Origin of the sequence: Roseibium aquae (genome assembly GCF_008711285.1) — a bacterium.
In the GTDB taxonomy this organism is placed as follows: Bacteria; Pseudomonadota; Alphaproteobacteria; order Rhizobiales; family Stappiaceae; genus Roseibium; species Roseibium aquae.
The window spans coordinates 102,711-122,788 of sequence record NZ_VXDC01000002.1 but is presented as its reverse complement, the minus strand read 5'-3'; the positions used below and the strand labels follow the sequence as shown (position 1 = coordinate 122,788).

Here is a 20,078-nt window from a genome sequence, read left to right as displayed (position 1 = left end):
GAGACCTCCTCTTGGTCTTTGGCGTTCCGTCCGTTCACTTGCTTCTCACAAGCCTGTGAACCGGAACGGTGTGACCTTGCCGCCGGTTTCGGGTCTCAAAGAGGACGATTTTTGAAAGTGTTTGGGAGTTTTCTGGGCTAGCAAGCCGGTTTCGTCCAGAAATCGGCTAATCCCTGTCAATTTTGACAGTTTGCGGCGATTTTACGGTCAGCCGCCAGATCGGTGTCCCATCCGGCGAACGGTTCCGTGCTTCTGGCTAAAAAAAAGGACGGTGGGCGGGATTTATTCGGCTCAGTCCCGGGCCCCGAAAATGGCCGACCCAACGCGGACATGGGTCGCACCGAAGCCAATCGCCACTTCATAGTCCGATGACATCCCCATCGAAAGGCCGGTTAGTCCGTTTCGGTCCGCGATTTTTTGCAGAAGCGCGAAATGCGGCCCGGGTGCCTCTTCAACCGGCGGAATACACATCAGCCCGGCAAGGGTCAGGCCGATCTCGTCGCGGCACAGCTTGATGAAGGCGTCGGCCTCACGTGGCGGGATCCCTGCCTTCTGCAGCTCTTCGCCGGTGTTGACCTGGATGTAACAGGGAAGATCACGGCCCTGCTTTTCCATTTCCGTTTTCAGCGCCTTGGCGATTTTAAGCCGGTCGACCGTATGGATGACGTCGAATGTCTGCACCGCCTCCCGCGCCTTGTTCGATTGCAGGGGGCCGATCAGATGGAGCTGAAGGTCGGGATATTCTTCTTTCAGGGCCGGCCATTTCGCCATCGCCTCCTGAACACGGTTTTCTCCAAACACCCGCTGGCCAGCGTGGATCACGGGCCGGATGGCGTCGGCATGGTAGGTTTTGGAGACGGCGATCAGGACAACGCTGCCGGTGGGTCGGCCCGCGGCCGTTTCAGCACCACAAATGTGGGCCTTAACCTCAGCCAGACGCGTTGCAGATGTATCGGTCATGAACGGCTCCAGATATGCGGCAGATTGGTTGAACCAGGTCGGTCGTCCCGGGTGTCTTAGGCCGCCGCTTGGCAATCTTCAAGACGGGCCACCGCACCCGATGGACACCCAACGGCCAGGGATTTTCAGCAATCTGCGCCGCTTTGGGGTCAAACTCGCTCCCGAATGTTGACCGGCGGCCCGAATTCTGGTGACTGTCCCAGAACTGAAGATCAATAACGCCGTCAGCGCAAGCGGGCGGACAAACGACACGGCAATTCATGACAACGGAACGCTACAACGCGCGTGAAGTCGAAGCGCGCTGGCAAAAGGTTTGGGAAGACAAGGACGTCTTTGTCACGCAGAACGACGACCCAAGGCAAAAGTACTACGTCCTTGAAATGTTCCCCTATCCTTCGGGGCGGATCCACATGGGTCACGTGCGCAATTACGCCATGGGCGATGTCGTGGCGCGCTACAAGCGGGCCAAGGGCTTCAACGTCCTGCACCCGATGGGATGGGACGCATTCGGCATGCCCGCGGAAAACGCCGCCATGCAGAACAAGGTCCACCCACGCGATTGGACCTATGAAAACATTGCGACGATGCGCGGTCAGTTGAAGTCCATGGGCCTCTCTCTGGACTGGAGCCGGGAATTCGCCACCTGCGATGTGGAATACTACACACAGCAACAGCGCCTGTTTCTCAAGTTCCTGGAAGGCGGGCTCGTTTACCGCAAGAAATCCAAGGTGAACTGGGATCCGGTCGACATGACCGTTCTGGCAAACGAACAGGTGATCGACGGACGCGGCTGGCGGTCTGGCGCCCTGGTCGAGCAACGTGACCTGACCCAGTGGTTCTTCAAAACCTCCGACTATTCGGAAGATCTGCTCGAGGCACTGGAAACGCTCGACCGTTGGCCCGAAAAAGTGCGGTTGATGCAGAAGAACTGGATCGGACGCTCGGAGGGCCTGCGCGTCAGGTTTGCCTTTTCCGAGGCGGCTCCGACCGGCGACACGTCCCTGGAGATTTTCACCACCCGGCCGGATACGCTGTTCGGGGCCTCTTTCATGGGCCTGTCACCGGATCATCCGATTTCAGTGAAACTGGCGGAGACTAACCCGACCCTGAAAGCGTTCATCGACGAATGCCGCCGGGTTGGAACATCGGAAGAAGCGATCGAGAAGGCCGAGAAGAAGGGCATTGATACCGGACTTCGGGTCAAACATCCCCTCGATGACGGGATCGAGCTTCCGGTTTATGTCGCGAACTTCATTCTGATGGACTACGGCACTGGCGCGATTTTCGCCTGTCCGGCCCATGACCAGCGCGACCTCGATTTTGCCCGCAAATATGGTCTGCCGGTGAAACCGGTGGTCCTGCCAAAGGATGCGGACCCGGCCAGCTTTGACATTGGAGATGAGGCCTTCACCGATGACGGCAGCATCTTCAATTCGGGCTTCCTGAACGGCCTGTCCATCGCGGAAGCGAAGGAAGCCGTGGCCGCCAAACTGGAAAGCAGCACGCTTGACGGACATCCCCAAGCCAGCCGCCAGGTGAATTTCAGGCTCCGGGATTGGGGCATTTCCCGCCAGCGCTACTGGGGCTGTCCGATCCCGGTCGTTCATTGCGACGGCTGCGGCGTCGTACCGGAAAAGGATGAGAACCTGCCGGTCGAATTGCCGTCGGATATCGATTTCGAAAAACCGGGAAATCCACTGGACCGGCACCCGACGTGGCGCGATACGCCCTGCCCGGCCTGCGGCAAGCCGGCCAAGCGGGAAACCGACACGATGGACACCTTCGTCGATTCCTCTTGGTATTTTGCGCGGTTCACATCACCAAGGGCCGATCAGCCGACGGATCCGGCCGCTGCCACGGACTGGCTGCCGGTGGACCAGTATATCGGCGGGATCGAGCATGCGATCCTCCATCTTCTCTATTCCCGCTTCTTCACCCGCGCCATGCAGAAAGTCGGTGCGCTTAATCTCAAGGAACCGTTCAAGGGCTTGTTCACCCAGGGCATGGTTGTCCATGAGACCTACAAGTCCGACGATGGAACCTGGCTGAGCCCTGCGGAGATCACCCTGTCGGAAACGGATGGGACACGCAGCGCCGTTCACGCGGTAACCGGCAAGCCTGTCACGATTGGCTCCATCGAAAAGATGTCGAAGTCGAAGAAGAACACCATCGACCCCACCGACATCATAGACTCCTACGGTGCCGACACGGCGCGGTGGTTCATGCTCTCCGATTCCCCGCCGGACCGCGATGTCATCTGGACGGAAGAAGGCGTTCAAGGTGCCTGGCGGTTTGTTCAACGTGTCTGGCGGCTGATCGGCGAAATCGCGGCCACCACGGACCCCAAGGCCGCGCTGCCCGCCGATATCGACGACCAGGTTCTGGAACTGCGCCGGACGACCCACAAGACGCTGCAAGCGGTCTCCAATGATATCGAGACCCTCGGCTTCAACCGGGCAATTGCCCGGATCTATGAGTTTGTCAACGCGATCAGCAAGGTGGCGAATGCGAGCGAGCGCGGCGCTGGCGGAGAATTCGGATTGCGCGAGGCCGGAACGATCCTGGTTCAGATGATCGCACCGGTCATGCCACATCTTGCCGAAGAAAGCTGGAAGGTGCTCGGTCACCGCACATTGGTCAGCGAAACGGCATGGCCCGAGGCCGACCCCGACTTGCTCGTGGATGACACGATCCTGATGCCGGTTCAGATCAACGGCAAGAAGCGCGGCGATATTTCTGTCAGCCGGGAGGCTTCCAAAGATGCGATCGAAGCGGCTACGCTCGAACTCGATTTCGTGAAGAAGACCTTGGATGGGCAAACCCCAAAAAAGGTGATTGTGGTCCCGCAAAGGATTGTGAATGTCGTTGTCTAAACCCCATTCCCGCAGGGGCGCCCTCGTGGCCCTCCTGGGCCTTGCGGTCGGCGCACCGCTTTTGGCCGGATGCCAGGTCCGGCCTCTCTACGGCTCCCTGGACACAAGTTCTGGGGTCTCCGGACCGGGTGTCGCGGATGAACTGGCCGCGATTTCCATCGATCCGATTTCGGGTTACAGCCGGTCCACCGCCGCCCGGGAACTGTTCAATGAACTGACCTTCCGGTTTGAACGCGGCACAACAAGCCCTTCAAAGCGATACAGGTTGAAAGTGTTGATCAATGTGGTCAACTCCGAAGTGGGTGTCCAACAGTTGGCCGACGTTCCGGCGGCCTACTCCACGACCCTCAATGCCACCTTTGTTTTGTCATCCCTGACGGAGGACAGAACGATCCTGACCGGCAAGTCCTTCGCAACAGCCAGCTATGACTTTTCGAACCAGCGTTTTGCAAACAGCCGGGCCCGCCGCGATGCGGAGGAGCGGGTGGCAAAATCGGTGGCAGAAGACATTCAGGCCCGTATCGCCGGGTATTTCGCGAGCCAGGCCTCCTGATCCTTCAAACCCGGGCCCATCGATACCGTGACCGCACTCAAGGCCACAGAAGCTGATCGCTTCATCGCCAATCCGCCCACCGGTGGCGGGGTGATCTTGATCTATGGGCCGGATACTGGTCTCGTTTCAGAGCGCGCGAGCCGTCTTGTGGCAAAGGCTTCAGAAGGTGAAAGCGACCCGTTCAGTCTCGCCAAGATAGACGCGGCCGATCTGGCAGCGGATCCCGCCCGGTTGATGGATGAGGCGCTCACCATTCCCCTTTTCGGGGGCCGCCGGATTATCTGGATCAAGGAAACCCCCGGGAAAAATCTTGCGCCTGCGGTCACTCCGCTTTTGAAAGAAGCGGCGTGGCCATCCCTGATTGTCATCGAGGCCGGTGATCTGAAAAAAGGTGTCGGGCTGCGAAAACTCATAGAGCCACACAAGCGGGCCATTGCAATTCCGTGCTATGCCGATAGCGAACGCGCCATCGATCAGCTGATCGACGAGGAAACCCGGGAAGCTGGCTTGGCAATATCCCGAGAGGCGCGCGCGGCGCTTCACAGCCTTCTGGGCGGCGACCGGATCGCAAGCCGGGGCGAGCTCAAGAAACTCTGCCTCTATGCCATGGGCAAGGAGCGCATTGAAACCGATGACGTCATTTCCATCATCGGTGATGCGTCAGCGTTCGAATTATCCGAATTGATCGATGCTGCGGCCCTCGGCGATCTGGGAACACTGGATCACGGGCTCGAACGGCTCGCCGCATCCGGGTCCAACGCGTCGGTGATAGCCAACCAGGTGCTGAAGCATTTTCAACTTCTGCACCGCATGCGCGGCGAGGTCGACCGGGGCCGGACGGCTGGCCAGGTTGTCGACAACCAGCGGCCGCCGATTTTTTTCAATCGCCGGCCTGCCATAACGCGGCAACTTCAGATCTGGACCTCATCCGACATGGAGAAGGCCTTTTTGATCTTGTCAGACGCCACCCGAACCTCAAGGTTAAATGACCGGATCAGTATACCGGTCTTGTCGGAAGCTTTGCTAACCATCGCCCGCGCGGCAAAAGCGCGTGGCACCCGCTCTCGATAAAAAGGCCAAAGACCGTTAGATTGCCGGGGGCATTTCGGATGCGAATCGAAAGGTCAGCGCAATTCGACCCCGAGCTTGCGGCAGAGTTCTTCCAACTGTTCCAGCGAGCTGTACTTGATTTTCAGATCGCCAGCTTCCTTGCCCGGCTTGTGCCCCAATGTGACCTTCAGCCCCAAAGTGTCGCCCAGGCGTTTTTCCAAGGACTTGGTGTCCGTATCCTTTTCGGCCTTTGGCGGCCGGTCTCCGCCCTTGCCCATCGCCTTGGCAAGAGCATCCGGGTTTTGAGCCAGTTTCTCCGCATCGCGAACGGTCAAGCCCTTGTCCACGATGAGCTCAGCCAGCGCGGCGGGATCCTCAACCGTGATCAGGGCCCGCGCATGACCGGCAGTCAAGAGCCCTTCAGCCAAGTAGTCTTTCACCGAATTCGGAAGCTTCAAGAGCCGCATGGTGTTCGCAACATGACTGCGGCTCTTGCCGATCACCTTGGCAAGTTCACCCTGGCTGTAGGAAAATTCCGCCGTCAGTTGCTCGTATCCCATCGCTTCTTCGATGGGATTCAAATCCGCGCGCTGAACGTTTTCAATAATGGCAAGCTCGAGCGCTTCTTGATCTGTGACATCACGAACAACGATCGGCGCCTCATGCAAACCAGCCTTCTGCGCCGCCCGCCAGCGCCGCTCGCCCGCGATGATCTCATATTTGTCCGAGTGGCCAGCCGCAAGACGGACCAGGATCGGCTGGACGATCCCCTTCGCGCGCACTGATTCGACCAGATCGGCCAGATCCTTTTCATGGAACGTCTTGCGGGGATTGCGCGGGTTTGGGGTGAGATGCTCGATGGGAACCTTTCGGGTATCCTTCTGGATGCGCTCCGGCGGTGGCGTTGGCTCGCTCTGGTTCGAAGCATCGCCGATGAGTGCCGCAAGACCGCGACCCAAACGCTTCTGTTTTACACCGTCGTCTGCCATCTCTTTCCTCGTCTTGTTGTTCTTCTTGGTTTTGAGATTCCATTCGGGAAAAGAACCATTTAACCACCTGGTTCCCAAGGTAACCGGAACGGTTCAAGCCAATCCCGTCACGGTTTGATCAGGCGGCGACCCGTCGCAGATCCCGTTCACGCTGAATGATTTCCGATGCGAGCCGGAGGTAAGCCTGACTGCCCGCGCATTTCAGATCATACAGCAGGGCGGGCTTGCCATATGACGGCGCTTCCGAAATCCGGACATTGCGCGGAATGATCGTTTCATAAACCGCATCCCCCATCGTCTCGCGGACATCCGCCACGACCTGGCTCGAAAGGTTATTGCGGCTGTCATACATGGTCAGCACGATGCCATGGATCGTAAGCTCGTTGTTCAGCGCATTCCGGACTTGCTCCACCGTGCTCAAAAGCTGGCTGAGACCTTCCAGAGCGAAGAACTCACACTGCAGGGGTACAAGGATCGAGTGCGACGCAGACAGCGCATTGATCGTCAGCAGATTGAGCGATGGTGGGCAATCGACCAACACATAGGTGAAGCCCACCTCCTGAAACAGCCGGGATGTTGTCAGGCTTTGAATGGCATTTCGCAACCGAAACGCCCGATCACCACTGGATGCGATTTCAAGCTCAAGCCCCAGCAGATCCATGGTCGAAGGCGCAACCCAGAGCCGGTTCACCGCGGTTTCCTTGACGGCCTCGGCAAGCGCGCAATCCCCGCTCAACACATCGTAGGTCGACAAACCCCTGTCCCGGCGTTCAATACCAAGACCGGTCGAAGCGTTTCCCTGCGGATCGAGATCAATCACCAGGACCCGTTCTCCGATGGCCGCCAGCGCGGTTCCAAGGTTTATGGCTGTCGTGGTCTTGCCTACACCACCTTTTTGGTTGGCAAGCGCAAGCACGCGCGGGCTTTCTGGAAGCAAGCTCATTTTGGCGATAACCTTCCTATTCGGGCCGGGCGGAAACGTTCGAGAGCACCAGCATCCGGCTCATAGGGTCGATGACACTTTTCTTTTCTACCAGATCAAAGCTCCAGGCGTGAGACGCTTCGTCAACTTCCCGCTGGAAATCTTGACCTTTGTGGAAAACGCTGACCGCACCTTCGCTCGTGAAGGGCCGGGAAAGAGCCAAGAGTTCCGGCAAAGAGGCGAGCGCACGCGCCGATACCCCATCCACACGGCCAAGATCCCAGCCGTCCGCGACGGTCTCGATGCGGCCGCAATGAACGGTCCCCTTGGACCCAGTTTCCCGCAGTGCCGCCCGCAAGAAGGCCGCCTTCTTCTGACTGCTCTCAATCAGGTGCACATGGGCCCCAGCAACGTCGGCCAAAACGATCGCGGACACTATTCCAGGGAAGCCGCCGCCGCTGCCGATATCGACCCAAACCCGCGCGTCCGGCATCACCCAGGTGGTTTGAAGACTATCGATGACATGCCGCGTCCAGATCTCGGGAATGGTCGAGGGAGCGATGAGGTTCTGGGCCTTCTGCCATTTCAAAAGCAGATCGACATAGACCATCAGGCGCCGGAGCGTTTCACGTGAAACATCCCCGTACTTATTCACATGCTGCTCAAGCTTGTCCACATCCGCCGCGGCGCCCATCACGCGGCTGCCTCGGAACCCATCCGCCGTTTCAGATGAGACAGAAGCAGGGTCAGGGCCGCCGGCGTGACACCGTCAATGCGCGATGCCTGGGCAAGCGTGCCCGGACGAACGGTCTCAAACTTCTGACGCACTTCATTGGACAGCCCGGTCAAAGACGCATAGTCGAAATCGGACGGGATCCTCAGCGCCTCATCTTTCTTGAGCGCCGCAATATCCGCCGCCTGCCGATGCAGATACACCGCATAAAGCGCATCGGTCGCCACCTGATCCGCGATCTGGGCGTCCAGGTTGCCGAGCTCGGGCCACACCTCCCGCAACCGATCAACGGTCATATCCGGGTAGGATAACAGATCGAACGCGCTTCGACGGATGCCGTCCTGGTTCACCGGCAGACCCTTCCGCTTGGCTTCGGCCGGTGTGATCGTCAAGCCCTTGAGCAACGCCGCCGCATGATCGAGCGCCTTCATTTTCATTTCGAAAGCGACTCGACGCCGTTCGCCGATGCATCCGATCTCCAAACCAACGGGAGTCAGCCGCTGATCGGCATTGTCCGCCCGCAGAGACAAACGGTATTCGGCGCGCGAGGTAAACATCCGGTACGGTTCTGTGACCCCTCGGGTTACCAGATCGTCAATCATCACCCCGATATAGCCCTGAGACCGGTCAATGACGATCGGCTCACCGCCCGTCGCATGCTGGGCCGCATTCAGGCCGGCAAGCAGTCCCTGAGCCCCCGCCTCCTCGTAGCCGGTCGTTCCGTTGATCTGACCGGCCAGGAAAAGCCCTGGGCACCGTTTCGCCTCCAAACCAGCCGTCAATTCCCGAGGATCGACGTGATCGTATTCGATCGCATAACCCGGCTGAAGGACCGTGACATTTTCCAGACCCGGAATGGTCTTCAAGAACGCGAGCTGCGCATCTTCGGGCAAGGACGTGGAAATACCGTTTGGGTAGACCGTATGGTCATCGAGCCCTTCCGGTTCCAGAAAGATTTGATGCCCGTCCCGATCACCGAACCGGACCACCTTGTCTTCGATCGACGGGCAGTATCTTGGCCCGCGCCCCTTGATTTCCCCGGAATACATCGCCGAGCGGGACAGGTTCTGCCGGATGATATCATGGGTCTCAGGGGTCGTGCGCGTGATGTAGCAGTCGACCTGCGGCGTCGTGATCTTGTCGGTGAGGGTCGAGAAAGGAACGGGATCCTCATCCGCCGGCTGCGCTTCGAGCTGGGCCCAGTCAATCGTCCGCCCGTCGAGGCGGGCCGGTGTACCCGTCTTCAGTCTTCCAAGAGCGAAACCGATTTCTTCCAGGGACGCGGACAAACCGACGGCCGGCTGCTCCCCCTGCCGCCCGGCAGGGATCTTGCGATCGCCAATATGGATCATGCCGCGCAAGAACGTTCCCGACGTCAACACAACGGCGGCGGCATCGATCGTCCGGCCATCTGCAAGCAGCAGACCCGTAATTCGACCGCCGGTCCGGAGGAATTCATGAGCCTCCCCTTCCACGACGGTCAGGTTCCCGATCGCAGCGATTTCCTCCTGCATCGCGAGCCGGTAGAGCTTTCGGTCCGCTTGCGTTCGCGGACCGCGAACGGCGGGCCCCTTCCGGCGATTGAGCAGCCGGAACTGGATCCCGGCCTTGTCCGCCACACGCCCCATCAAACCATCGAGAGCATCGATTTCTCGAACCAGATGACCCTTTCCCAGTCCGCCGATTGCCGGATTGCAAGACATCACACCGATCGTTTCGAACTTGTGGGTCACAAGGGCAGTCGCCGCGCCCATGCGCGCTGCTGCCGCCGCAGCCTCGCAGCCCGCATGCCCACCACCGATTACCACCACATCATAAGCCAAGTTGCTCATCTTGCCGTCCATCAGACCTGAAGAAAGGAAGCCTCTACGACCCGACCCAAAACCAGATCCATCAGGCCGTCTTGGTCACAAAAGATTTTTGTCGTCACCGAAGATACGGGTGGAGACCGGTGACCCAATAGCCAAGCCGACCTCGCCTCACAGCCGTGGTTTCCCACAGACGCTTCGCCCCCTTATACGAAGGAGCAGTGTTCTGGTCAAAACAATCCACGCCCACATGACCCGCGTCCCGGCTGGAAAGCACCAATCCTTATCCGAAATGATTCACGTGAAACACGTTTCGATCCTGAATCGAAGCTTTGTTCAGGCTGATTCACGTGAAACATCACACCGTTTCGCCAGCCTATTTCCCGATGCAAAACTCCCGGAAGATCACATCCAGCAAATCCTCCACATCGATCCGTCCCGTAATCCTCCCCAGAGCGTCGGCTGCCTGTCGCAGATCCTCCGCCCGCAATTCCATGGGCAAATGAGACTGCAGGCACGCCGTGCTCAATGCCTCAACTGCCTCTTGAAGGTAGTGCCGATGCCTGGCCCGCGTGGCAAGCGGCGCTTCGCCCACCGAAATCCTGTCCTGGGCAAATTCGGTCAAGGCGGCCAGAAGGGGCTGGATCCCGGCCTCGGTCTCCACCGAACACGGAACAACCCGAGACCCAGGATTGGCCCCGTTTGCGTCCAGCCGGTCGATTGGAGACAGATCCTGTTTGGTGGCGATCGTCCAGACCGGAACCCGATCCAGGATCTCAGCGCCCACTCCAGTCGCCGGATCGGAACATTCGGGCCCACCCGCCTCCCGGGCCCAGAGGATCAGATCGGCGGACAGGCCGCGCGCCCGCGCGCGCCGGATCCCCTCCTGTTCGACGCGGCCTTCCGTTTCCCGTAAACCGGCGGTGTCCGCAAGGGTGACGGGATATCCGCCCAAATCCAGATGAACCTCAATCACGTCCCGGGTGGTCCCCGCCTCTTCCGTTACAATCGCCACATCCCGCCCGGCAAGAGCGTTCAGGAGACTTGATTTCCCGGCATTGGGAGCCCCCATCAAAACAACCTGAAGACCGTTTCTGAGCCGCTCCCCGCTTTTGGATTGTTTCAGATGCGATTCAATTTCACCGGCAAGCTCTGCAGCCTCCCCCCACACGAGATCGGCAACGCTTCCTGGGACATCTTCTTCATCGGCAAAATCGAACTCGGCTTCGATCATTGCCCGCATGTGGATCAGCCGGGCTCTCCAGCCTTCATAGAGGATGCCCAACGCTCCGCCCATCTGCCGCAGAGCCTGTCGTCTTTGCTGTTCGGTTTCCGCCGCAATCAGATCGGCAAGACCTTCGACTTCGGTCAGATCGAGACGGCCTTTTTCAAAGGCCCGCCTGGTAAACTCTCCGGGCTCGGCTGGACGGCATCCGGTCCGGTCGGACAGGGTCTCAAGAACGGCCGCGACAACGGCCCGGCCGCCGTGACAATGGAACTCGGCAACATCTTCGCCGGTGAAACTGGCGGGCCCCTCAAACACGAGAACCAGAACCTCGTCGAGAATGGTGCCGCTCTGGGGATCCTTTAACAATCGCAGACAGGCCCGCCGCGCCGGGGGCACATCGCCGCACATCTCCTTGACGACAGTCAACGTTCGCGGACCAGACAGACGGATCACGGCCACGCCCGAAGGGACAGCACCGCTCGATAAGGCGAAGATTGTATCGGTCATGATGTGTTGTTCAGATGCTGACTTGATGTTTCACATGATCGGCCACGAGACCGATACGGGATATGGAATGTTGATAGACCAGGCGTCGACCGGGGAGAGTGATGTCATTCACCCTCGTTGATCGGACGGGCATCGGATCGGGTTCCTCCCTCTATCCCCTGTTTCACGTGAATCCGGACGGTGTTTTCCGCGCCCTTCTATACAACACATGCCAGGACAGCGCGTGAGTCTCAGGAACCAAGGGATGCTGGAAATCATCAGCATTGGACCGCACCATCCCCAGCCGCTCCATCACCGCGATCGACGGTTTGTTCTGCCGCGCCGTGAACGATACGATCTCGTCCAGTCCAAGCGTATCGAAGCCGAATCGAATCCAGGCCCCGCCAGCCTCAGTCGCATATCCCTTGCCCCATGCGGCCGGTTTCAAGCGCCACCCCACTTCGACACAAGGACCGAAATGCAACCGGTTGGCATAATCTGGGATGCTCAAACCCACGAACCCCAGGAACTCTCCACCTTCCTTGGTATCGATAGGCGAGAAACAAAACCCATCGCGATCCGTCTTCACAAGCGCCATATCAATAAGAGCTTTGGTTTGATCGCGGGACAGAACATTGGGAAAGAACCGCATCACCTGAGGATCGCTACACATTTCGCAAAACGGATCGAGATCGTCTTCACGCCAGGGGCGGATGACCAATCGATCGGTTTCAAAGCTGGGACCGCCCATTTTGTTTTGCCTCCGATTCAATTGGATTCACGTGAACCATCTCATGCAAAAAGGCGCGGGGTTGCGCCCGCGCCTTTGTCACACCAATTCGGGTCCGAATCCAATCAGGTGTTCATGCTATCGAAGAACTCGTCATTGGATTTGGTCTGCTTCAACTTGTCGAGCAGGAACTCGATAGCGTCCACTGTCCCCATCGGATTGAGAATGCGGCGCAGGACGAATGTCTTTTTGAGACGTTCCGCCGGCACAAGAAGCTCTTCCTTCCGGGTCCCGGACCTTTGGATATCGATCGCGGGGTAGACCCTCTTGTCGGATATCTTCCGATCAAGAATGATTTCCGAGTTACCGGTCCCCTTGAATTCCTCGAAGATAACTTCGTCCATACGGCTCCCGGTATCGATCAATGCGGTTGCGATGATGGTCAGGGAACCGCCTTCCTCGATATTCCGCGCCGCGCCGAAGAAGCGCTTTGGCCGCTGCAACGCATTGGCGTCGACACCGCCGGTCAACACCTTGCCCGAGGATGGGACAACCGTGTTGTAGGCACGGCCGAGACGCGTGATCGAATCCAGCAGGATCACGACATCACGGCCATGTTCGACCAGCCGCTTGGCTTTTTCGATAACCATTTCGGCCACCTGAACGTGACGGGCAGCCGGTTCATCGAATGTCGAGGAGACCACCTCGCCATCAACCGTCCGCTGCATGTCGGTGACCTCTTCCGGCCTTTCATCGATCAACAGAACGATGAGGTAGCATTCCGGATGATTTGTGGTGATCGACTGCGCGATGTTCTGAAGGAACACGGTCTTGCCGGTCCTGGGTGGCGCGGTGATCAATCCACGCTGTCCCTTCCCCAGGGGAGCCACAAGATCGATCACCCGCGAGGACAGGTCCTTGCGGGTGGGATCTTCGATTTCCATCCGGAAACGCTCATCTGGATAAAGCGGGGTCAGGTTGTCGAAATGAACCTTGTGGCGCGCCTTGTCCGGGTCCTCGAAATTGATGGTATTGACCTTCAGAAGGGCAAAATACCGCTCACCGTCTTTCGGACTGCGGATCTGACCTTCGACCGTATCCCCCGTGCGCAAGGAAAAGCGCCGGATCTGGGAGGGGGACACATAGATATCGTCCGGCCCCGGAAGGTAGTTGGCGTCCGGCGACCGCAGGAAGCCAAATCCGTCCTGCAACACCTCGACGACACCTTCGCCGATGATATCCACGTCCTGGGCGGCCAGATTTTTGAGAATGGCAAACATGAGTTCCTGTTTGCGCATCGTGCTGGCGTTTTCGACGTCAAGCTCTTCAGCAACCTGCAAGAGCTCTGTCGGCGTTTTCTCTTTGAGATCTTTAAGTTTCATTTCCCGCATCAAACTGGGATCATTTCTACAGATTGTGTTCTAGGAGAGGGCTTCTGAGCCGAACCGAATACGCGCGTCAGAAGGGAACTGAGGGAACTGCCAAATCGTCTGGATTAGACTGGGCACACCGAAATGACTTTCGGAACCACGGCCACGTTGTTGGAGTCGAGCGGACAATAAGCTCTTTTAAAGAATTCCGCAAGTCTGCAATGTATTCCAAAAAACGCCGCAACCGGTCACCGGCTGCGGCATCATTGTATCATCGGAATCCAAGTCTCGTCAGAACGGCTGAACGATCACAAGAATCACGATCAGAACCATGAACAACGTCGGAACTTCGTTCAAGATCCGATAGAATTTGCCCGATTTTGTATTTTCATCACGGGCGAATTTTTTTACGCATACAGCCAGATAACCGTGAGCAGCAGACATCAGAACGACCAGCAAAAGCTTGGCGTGAAACCAGCCCTGGCTGAACGCTCCGATTTCAAATGCCGCCCAAAGCCCGAAAATCCACGATGAGATCATCGCCGGAGTCATGATGGCCTTTAGCAAGCGCCGTTCCATCACCTTGAAGGTTTCCGACTGATCCGAACCAACCGGTGCGGCAACATGATAAACGAACAACCGCGGCAGATAGAGAATGGCGGCCATCCAGGCGATGATCGAAATCACATGGATCGCTTTGATCCAGAGATAAAGATTATCCAAACCGCTACCCCCTTTTCACCCGTTCGACCATCCGGGCGACATTTTCGGGATCCGCGTCCGGCGTCACGCCGTGTCCAAGATTGAATATGAACGGACCCTCCTTGAAAGTCGACAGGATATGGTCGATCCCCTCGTCAAGGGCCGGGCCGCCGGCAACCAACCGCATGGGATCCAGATTCCCCTGGACCGGGACCTTCTTCTGGATTTCCAGCGCCAGTTCATCCGGAGCGGTCCAATCGAACCCGACAGCATCCACACCCGTGCCATCGACATAGGCTTTCATCCGCGCCGAGGACGCTTTTGGAAACCCGATGATCTTGGCCTGCGGTCGCTGGGCACGGACACCTTCGACAATCGCCCTTGTGGGTTGAATGGACCATTTGCGGAACCCGGCATCGTCGAGCACACCTGCCCAGGTATCAAAGATCTGGACGGCGTCCGCCCCGGCATCCAATTGCCGCACCAGATAGCGGATCGAAGCTGTCACGAGTGCTTCGACAAAGGCCTGCATCAACTCCGGATCGCGATAGGCGCCAACGCGGGCGGCCACCTGATCCTGGGTCGTATGTCCGGCGACCGAGTAGCACGCAACAGTCCACGGAGCGCCACAGAACCCCAACAACGTGGTCTCATCCGGCAGTTCCCGGCGTAAGCGCCCAACGGTCTCGATCACCGGTTCAAGGTGTTTCTCTGCTCGATCCTGATCCAGCCCGGCCACCAGATCCCTGGTCAGCGGTTTGAGAACCGGTCCTCGTCCTTCTTCAAACCACACCGGATACCCGATGGCATCCGGCACCACGAAAATGTCCGAAAAAAGGATACTCGCGTCAAAGCCATACCGGCGGATCGGCTGGAGGGTCACCTCTGTCGCCAGATCGGGTGAATAGCAGAACTCAAGGAAGTTCGAGGCCTTTTTGCGGGTTTCCCGGTATTCCGGCAGATACCTGCCAGCTTGACGCATCATCCATATGGGGGGTGGCCATATCTTTTCTCCGGCCAACACTCTCATCACCGCCCGATCTTGAGATTTCATACAGACGATCCCTTTCTCACCAATCCCTCTTAAAACAAGATTCTATATTTGAATCTGTTTTTTCTTATTGTGCGTGGATTACAAGGATCCTTCCTTATCCACACACGGCGACGATCAAATTCCAGATCTGAAAACTCTACCTATTTTCTGGACAAGTTATCATCCCCAAGAGTCGATAACCCGCAAAAGCACCTATCTGCAATAGTTTATGGAGTTGTTAACCTTCCGTTAACGATTTTGACCTCAGTGGAGAACCTGTCGATTAATTCCATCGGCTATGTTAATCCACACCAGTTCCGAACCGTTTCGGGGAAGCTGTTCACGCGTTTACGATCTGTTCATAAATTTGGCCAAGTGGGCATAAATTCCGCCTCCAACGGGCCGGTGAGATCGTTAGACCCAAATCATCAACAGGCCTGGGGATGACACCGTGCGAAACTCGAAACACTATTTTCATCTCCATCTGGTGTCCGATTCAACCGGCGAAACACTGATGACCGTTTCGCGCGCAGCCACCGTGCAATACGACAACGTTCAGTCGATCGAACACGTCTATCCGCTGGTTCGCACGCAAAAGCAGCTGGACCGGGTGATCAGTGAAATCGAGGCGGCGCCCGGGATCGTGCTTTACACCCTTGTCGATCCGGAGGTCGCAGGCCGCTTGGAGGCCAAATGCCGCAATGTGGGGGTCCCTGCGGTCAATATCCTCGATCCCGTGTTCGCGGTATTTCAGTCGTATCTCAATGTCGCGCAAACACCCCGGGTCGGAGGGCAGCACGAACTGGATGCTGAGTATTTCAAACGCATGGAAGCGCTGAACTACACCATGATGCACGACGATGGTCAGGACTGGAACGACCTGGAGACCGCCGATATTGTCCTCGTGGGAATTTCGCGGACATCCAAGACACCGACCTGCATTTATCTTGCGAACCGCGGCATCAAGGCTGCCAACGTGCCACTGGTGCCCGGCATCGAATTGTCGCCCCATGTGAAGGCGCTGAAGAAGCCTTTGATTGTCGGATTGATCGCATCTGTCGAACGCATTCAGCAGATCCGCCGGAACCGGGTTTTGTCCCTGAATTCCGATGGGTATACGGACACCTATGTGGACCGGAAGGAAATTGCATCGGAAATCACCATGACAAGGCGTCTGTGCTCCGAGTTCGGATGGCCACTGATCGACGTCACCCGGCGGTCGGTCGAGGAAACGGCTGCAGAGATCCTGACCTTGTACAAGGCCTTCAAAGCGCGTAGCCCTATGGAAAGCCAAGCCTAAATCTCCAATCGATCGGAATCTCCCCGATGTCACTTGTCCTTGCAAGCGGGAGCCGGATCCGCGCTGAACTGCTCGCGAATGCCGGTCTTGCATTTGAAACCGACCCTGCTCAGGTCGATGAGCGGGCAATCGAAGACCCACTGCTGAAGGCGGGATTTCCGCCTGAAGATCTGGCAGCGATCCTCGCCGAAGCGAAAGCGCAGGATGTCAGTGCCCGCCGGCCGCATGATCTGGTCATCGGAGCGGATCAGATCCTTGCCTTCGAAGGGGGCCGCCGGACCAAACCGGACGATATGCCTGCCGCCCGCCGCCAGCTTCTCGAGTTTTCGGGCAAGTCCCACGAACTTCTGTCCGCCGTGGTCCTTGCCAAGGATGGAGAAACGATCTGGCGCCATGTCTCCGTTGCCCGGCTGACCATGCGTTCCTATTCCCCGCAATTCGTGGGTCATTATCTGGCGGCGGCAGGCGATGCGGTGCTCTCCAGTGTTGGTGCCTACCAACTGGAGGGCCTCGGCATTCAGTTGTTCGAGAAAATCGACGGGGACTATTTCACCATTCTCGGTCTGCCGCTTCTGCCTCTACTTGAAGAACTGCGAAATCAGGGAATGTTGGAACGATGACTGCTGGTCCGAAAGCAGCCGTAACCGGGTGGCCCGTCGCTCACTCCCGGTCTCCCCTCATTCACGGATACTGGCTGGAAAAGCATGGTTTGGAGGGATCCTATATCCCTTGCGCCGTACCTCCCGAGGATGCGGAACGGTTTTATTCCCAGTTCAGGAGTTCCGGACTTGTCGGCTGCAATGTAACGGTGCCGCACAAGGAAATCGCGGCCAAGGCCTGTGATGAACTCGATCAGGCGGCTCAGGCGATGGGCGCGGCGAACACGCTTTGGCTGGATAACAACGGCCGTCTGTGCGGTGCGAATACCGATGGGCTCGGCTTTCTGGGAAACCTGGACCAATGGTCGCCGGGTTGGGATGAAAACCGGAAAACCGCTGTGGTTCTTGGTGCTGGGGGCGCAGCCCGTGCAATCGTATGGGCGCTTTTGCAACGGAAATTCACAGATGTGCATATCGTCAACCGGACCTTTGAAAAGGCCCAGCTAATATCGGAGCATTTTGGTTCCGGTACGAAAGCCGTTCCCTGGGACAGATTGTGGGAAATTCTTGGACAAGCCGATCTTCTGGTGAACACGACGGCGCTTGGAATGCAGGGAAAACCGGCGCTTGAAATCGATCTGGGGCGGTTGCCAAATCATGCACTGGTCACCGACATCGTGTACGCCCCGCTGGAGACCAATCTTCTGAAACAGGCCAAAGCGCGCGGGAACCCGACGGTCGATGGGCTGGGTATGCTTCTCCATCAGGCCGCGCCTGGATTTGAGAAATGGTTCGGCATGCGGCCTGAAGTAGACAGCGACTTGCGCGCCCTGGTTTTACGGGATCTGGGGGATGCGCCGTGATCAAGATCGGCCTGACCGGTTCGATCGGCATGGGCAAGTCGACCACCGCCAAGCTGTTTGCCGACCAGGGTGTACCTGCGCACGATGCCGACGCGACCGTCCATTGTCTTTATGCCGGCCGTGCGGCCCCTTTGATCGAGGCCGCCTTCCCCGGTACCGTCGAGAACGGGATCGTTAATCGCTCCAAGTTGTCACCTTATGTTTTGGGCAAACACGAGGCTTTGAAACGGCTTGAAGCCATTGTTCATCCCATGGTTCGCGAGGAGGAACGCGCTTTTCTGGCGCGCGCGGCTGCTGGCCGTCGCCGTGCGGTCCTTCTTGATATCCCCCTCTTGCTGGAAACCGGCGGTGAAGCGCGGGTCGATGTCGTCGTGGTGGTCAGCGCCGCGGCCGACATCCAGAAAGCCCGCGTATTGGCCCGTCCCGGTATGAACGAAGACCGGTTTGAGAGCATCCGGGCGCGTCAGATGCCGGACGCGGAGAAACGGCGCCGTGCGCATTTCGTGATCGACACGGGCCATGGCATCGAAGCTGCGCGCCGGTCCGTTGTTGCGGTCTTGCGGGCGTTGGCTCCCCTGCCTTGACAAGAGGTCTACTGGATCCCGGGAATGAAGCTACAATAGATGTCACGGTAGGTGGTTTGCTCGAAACATTCGGACTTCGCCATTACATCCGCCGGAGCTCGAACTTGCAAAGCCGGTTCGCCGTTGACGGTGTTTCCATCACTATGCAGCTTCATGATTGTCTTGTGTCCGCTTTTCCATTCCAGAACATAGGTCGCGGAGAACGCGTTCGCGGAGACCCTGATAGAGCATGGCTCCACAACGAGTGTGTTCCCGGAAATCAGCGAGCAGGTGCCCTCATGTGTTTCGGCTCCGGCGACCGGAGCTGGCTCGTTCACGATGGCAAGAACCGCAAAAACACCAAACATCGAAAATGATCGCATCGTCAAAATCTCCACCCGAAATAGAGATGAATGATGCCTGTCATTTCGAAGGGTCACAAGACGACGGAGCACGTCTCAACTGTTGGCCTTCGATTTGAGCTGCGCGAAGATCGGGGAAAAGGGGTTCTATCCCTTGCACCCGGCTCTCTATGGGGCAGAGTGGCCTCATCTTTGTGAACGGGTCGGACAATGCGAGAGATTTCCTTCGATACTGAAACGACGGGTCTTAATCCGCGTGGGGGAGACCGCCTGGTCGAAATCGGCGGCGTGGAGCTGATCAATCACATACCGACCGGAAACATCTGCCATCTTTACATTAACCCGGAACGGGATATGCCGGAAGAAGCCTTCCGCGTGCATGGCTTGTCCGAGGAGTTTCTCTCCGACAAGCCAAAATTCGCCGAAGTCGTGGACGAGTTTCTCGCATTCGTTGGTGATGGAACGCTGGTCATTCACAATGCGGCTTTCGATATGGGCTTCATCAACATGGAGCTGGAGCGGGCTGGCCGGCCGATCATTCCCGACAGTCAGGTCATCGACACCCTCGCTTTGGCACGGCGCAAACATCCGACCGGGCCTAACTCGCTCGACGCGCTCTGCTCGCGCTACAACATCGACAACTCCAGGCGGGTGAAACACGGCGCCCTGCTCGATGCCGAAATCCTGGCGGAAGTCTATCTTGAACTGATCGGGGGCCGTCAGACAGCGCTCGGTCTGGTCATGGAGACGGAGGAAGCTGGAGAAACCGGGTCCAGCGCCGAGCTTGAGCCAGGTGTCCTGTTGAAGTTCAATGCCAAATCCCGCCCCACCCCGCTTCGCTGCCTCATCAGCGAGGCGGAGGCAAAGGCGCATGCCGCCTTCATCGCTGGAATGGGCGATGATGCGATCTGGAAAAAATACGGCCTCTAGCCTGATCCGCCCGGACCGCCGGCG

At 58.0% G+C, this 20,078-nt stretch carries 19 protein-coding genes; 8 read left to right on the top strand and 11 right to left on the bottom strand.

The genetic code is table 11. The features are described from left to right. Nucleotides 1-291: 291 nt before the first annotated feature. Entirely contained in the window at nucleotides 292-960 is a 669-nt protein-coding gene (locus tag F0184_RS04220; protein WP_150494898.1) for a YggS family pyridoxal phosphate-dependent enzyme, read from the bottom strand. Between the two features lie 260 nt (nucleotides 961-1,220). On the opposite strand from F0184_RS04220, the gene leuS reads away from it, so the two are divergent. The 3 genes from leuS to holA are packed head-to-tail and all read left to right on the top strand — an operon-like array spanning nucleotide 1,221 to nucleotide 5,457. Further along, nucleotides 1,221-3,833: a leucine--tRNA ligase gene (leuS, locus tag F0184_RS04215; RefSeq protein WP_150494896.1), complete on the top strand. Its 2,613-nt coding sequence runs from the start codon at nucleotides 1,221-1,223 to the stop codon at nucleotides 3,831-3,833. Beyond that, the gene (locus F0184_RS04210; protein WP_150494894.1) at nucleotides 3,820-4,386 is read left to right on the top strand and encodes an LPS assembly lipoprotein LptE; all 567 of its coding nucleotides are present in this window, start codon (nucleotides 3,820-3,822) and stop codon (nucleotides 4,384-4,386) included. The genes leuS and F0184_RS04210 overlap by 14 nt, the downstream gene beginning before the upstream one ends. A gap of 27 nt (nucleotides 4,387-4,413) precedes the next feature. Next, nucleotides 4,414-5,457, top strand: a complete 1,044-nt coding sequence (holA, locus tag F0184_RS04205; protein WP_150494892.1) for a DNA polymerase III subunit delta — start codon at nucleotides 4,414-4,416, stop codon at nucleotides 5,455-5,457. A 53-nt stretch (nucleotides 5,458-5,510) separates the two neighbouring features. Here the strand turns inward: holA and F0184_RS04200 are convergent, their stop codons facing one another. The 9 genes from F0184_RS04200 to hemE form a co-directional block, all read right to left on the bottom strand. Further along, nucleotides 5,511-6,425 (bottom strand): ParB/RepB/Spo0J family partition protein, encoded by a 915-nt coding sequence (locus F0184_RS04200; protein ID WP_150494890.1) that lies wholly within the window; start codon nucleotides 6,423-6,425, stop codon nucleotides 5,511-5,513. 118 nt (nucleotides 6,426-6,543) lie between these two features. Beyond that, the gene (locus F0184_RS04195; RefSeq protein ID WP_150494888.1) at nucleotides 6,544-7,368 is read right to left on the bottom strand and encodes a ParA family protein; all 825 of its coding nucleotides are present in this window, start codon (nucleotides 7,366-7,368) and stop codon (nucleotides 6,544-6,546) included. Between the two features lie 16 nt (nucleotides 7,369-7,384). Beyond that, complete coding sequence (gene rsmG / locus F0184_RS04190; protein ID WP_150494885.1) at nucleotides 7,385-8,041, bottom strand: 16S rRNA (guanine(527)-N(7))-methyltransferase RsmG; 657 nt, start codon at nucleotides 8,039-8,041, stop codon at nucleotides 7,385-7,387. Beyond that, nucleotides 8,041-9,912, bottom strand: a complete 1,872-nt coding sequence (mnmG, locus tag F0184_RS04185; RefSeq protein ID WP_150494883.1) for a tRNA uridine-5-carboxymethylaminomethyl(34) synthesis enzyme MnmG — start codon at nucleotides 9,910-9,912, stop codon at nucleotides 8,041-8,043. The genes rsmG and mnmG overlap by 1 nt, the downstream gene beginning before the upstream one ends. 352 nt (nucleotides 9,913-10,264) lie before the next feature. Further along, the gene (gene mnmE, locus F0184_RS04180) at nucleotides 10,265-11,623 is read right to left on the bottom strand and encodes a tRNA uridine-5-carboxymethylaminomethyl(34) synthesis GTPase MnmE (protein ID WP_150494881.1); all 1,359 of its coding nucleotides are present in this window, start codon (nucleotides 11,621-11,623) and stop codon (nucleotides 10,265-10,267) included. A 163-nt stretch (nucleotides 11,624-11,786) separates the two neighbouring features. Beyond that, nucleotides 11,787-12,353, bottom strand: coding sequence for a GNAT family N-acetyltransferase (locus tag F0184_RS04175; protein WP_150494879.1), 567 nt, complete (start codon nucleotides 12,351-12,353; stop codon nucleotides 11,787-11,789). A 104-nt stretch (nucleotides 12,354-12,457) separates the two neighbouring features. After that, nucleotides 12,458-13,723, bottom strand: a complete 1,266-nt coding sequence (rho, locus tag F0184_RS04170) for a transcription termination factor Rho (RefSeq protein ID WP_150494877.1) — start codon at nucleotides 13,721-13,723, stop codon at nucleotides 12,458-12,460. A 270-nt stretch (nucleotides 13,724-13,993) separates the two neighbouring features. After that, entirely contained in the window at nucleotides 13,994-14,425 is a 432-nt protein-coding gene (gene hemJ / locus F0184_RS04165; protein ID WP_150494875.1) for a protoporphyrinogen oxidase HemJ, read from the bottom strand. A 4-nt stretch (nucleotides 14,426-14,429) separates the two neighbouring features. Beyond that, a complete protein-coding gene (gene hemE / locus F0184_RS04160) occupies nucleotides 14,430-15,458 on the bottom strand; it encodes a uroporphyrinogen decarboxylase (protein WP_150494873.1) in 1,029 nt (342 codons plus the stop codon). A gap of 430 nt (nucleotides 15,459-15,888) precedes the next feature. Between hemE and F0184_RS04155 the strand changes: the two genes are divergently transcribed. The 4 genes from F0184_RS04155 to coaE are packed head-to-tail and all read left to right on the top strand — an operon-like array spanning nucleotide 15,889 to nucleotide 18,783. Beyond that, nucleotides 15,889-16,737 carry a pyruvate, water dikinase regulatory protein gene (locus F0184_RS04155; RefSeq protein ID WP_150494871.1) on the top strand — a complete coding sequence of 283 codons (849 nt, stop codon included), beginning with the start codon at nucleotides 15,889-15,891 and terminating at the stop codon, nucleotides 16,735-16,737. A gap of 26 nt (nucleotides 16,738-16,763) precedes the next feature. After that, a complete protein-coding gene (locus F0184_RS04150) occupies nucleotides 16,764-17,357 on the top strand; it encodes a Maf-like protein (RefSeq protein ID WP_150494869.1) in 594 nt (197 codons plus the stop codon). Next, nucleotides 17,354-18,199, top strand: a complete 846-nt coding sequence (locus F0184_RS04145; RefSeq protein ID WP_150494867.1) for a shikimate dehydrogenase — start codon at nucleotides 17,354-17,356, stop codon at nucleotides 18,197-18,199. Before F0184_RS04150 ends, F0184_RS04145 begins: the two co-directional genes overlap by 4 nt. Next, a complete protein-coding gene (coaE, locus tag F0184_RS04140; protein WP_150494865.1) occupies nucleotides 18,196-18,783 on the top strand; it encodes a dephospho-CoA kinase in 588 nt (195 codons plus the stop codon). Before F0184_RS04145 ends, coaE begins: the two co-directional genes overlap by 4 nt. Before the next feature lie 8 nt (nucleotides 18,784-18,791). Here coaE and F0184_RS04135 read toward each other — a convergent pair whose 3' ends face one another. Continuing rightward, nucleotides 18,792-19,145 (bottom strand): hypothetical protein, encoded by a 354-nt coding sequence (locus F0184_RS04135; protein WP_150494863.1) that lies wholly within the window; start codon nucleotides 19,143-19,145, stop codon nucleotides 18,792-18,794. 189 nt (nucleotides 19,146-19,334) lie between these two features. Between F0184_RS04135 and dnaQ the strand changes: the two genes are divergently transcribed. Next, nucleotides 19,335-20,054, top strand: a complete 720-nt coding sequence (dnaQ, locus tag F0184_RS04130) for a DNA polymerase III subunit epsilon (RefSeq protein WP_150494861.1) — start codon at nucleotides 19,335-19,337, stop codon at nucleotides 20,052-20,054. The last annotated feature ends 24 nt before the right edge of the window (nucleotides 20,055-20,078 follow it).